This is a genomic window from Helicobacter suis (assembly GCF_902196125.1).
GTDB lineage: Bacteria > Campylobacterota > Campylobacteria > Campylobacterales > Helicobacteraceae > Helicobacter > Helicobacter suis_B.
Genome location: NZ_CABIKG010000054.1, coordinates 1 through 825 on the forward strand (window position 1 = coordinate 1; position 825 = coordinate 825).

The following is an 825-nucleotide window of genomic DNA, read 5'->3' on the forward strand; positions in this document are numbered from 1 at the left end:
AAAATTAGATTTTGACGAATTAGCCAAACGCGCCCCAGCTGAAAAACCTTACCCCTTTACCCAAAGAGTTTTAAACACAATTAAAAGCGCGCTAGCTTTATTAAGCTTAGATGAGAAACAAGAGCGCCATGTACTAGGCACTCCGGGCTACACTGAGGGGCGCAGTTACTACACTAAAGCGCCAAGTATTGAGGAGGTTAGGGGGTGGATAGCACAAACGGCGGAAATGCAGAAGAAAAAGCGCGCATGGGATAAGAAATTAATTATTCACCACCCAGAGTTTGAAGGCGTGGTTATGCCATTTGGAGGAATCAAAGAAAAAACAAAAACAAATTTTAGTAAGGTACACTTTAACAAAAAAGGCATTCATATTGTGCCATTTGTTGGAGGCGATCATGATTAAACTTGAGGATTATACAAAATATGTTACTTGGTTTGTTAGGGTTACCTTAGTTAACGATCAAATTTGCGATGAAGGCACTACTATTGAGGGGGTTTTTTTTGGGTATGATTTTGCCGCGTGTAGTGGTGAAGAAGAAGATAATTTAGCAATTCATATGGGCGGTTGGATATATGGTTTAAATGTTTCAGACATTAAGGAAATAACCCCGCTACATAAGCTTGATAATCAAACCTACAAAAATATTTTTCACCATGAAAGGAAAGCATAATAATAGATTTTTCTACCTACCCCCCAATCGCGCATTTTTCACCCAAAACCTAATATAAAATCCATTCAAAAAAACAAGGTTAAAAATGGATTTTTCTACAGCTCTTAAAAAACTAGAAGATCGTATTCATGGGCTTAATGTTATGCATAGGCGG

The 825-nt window shown here is 37.8% G+C and carries 2 protein-coding genes; both read left to right on the top strand.

Annotation, left to right across the window (positions count from 1 at the left end; genetic code table 11):
- Positions 1 to 403: polymorphic toxin type 50 domain-containing protein (locus tag G6Q00_RS08250; protein WP_205426582.1), on the top strand; the 403-nt coding region annotated here is incomplete at its 5' end.
- A complete protein-coding gene (locus G6Q00_RS08255; protein ID WP_163532755.1) occupies positions 396 to 671 on the top strand; it encodes a hypothetical protein in 276 nt (91 codons plus the stop codon). The genes G6Q00_RS08250 and G6Q00_RS08255, both read left to right, overlap by 8 nt.
- Positions 672 to 825: the final 154 nt, after the last annotated feature.

Excerpts from the sequence above, each read along its gene's own strand:
- G6Q00_RS08255 (WP_163532755.1), top strand. The coding sequence starts at position 396 with ATGATTAAACTTGAGGATTATACAAAATATGTTACTTGGTTTGTTAGG.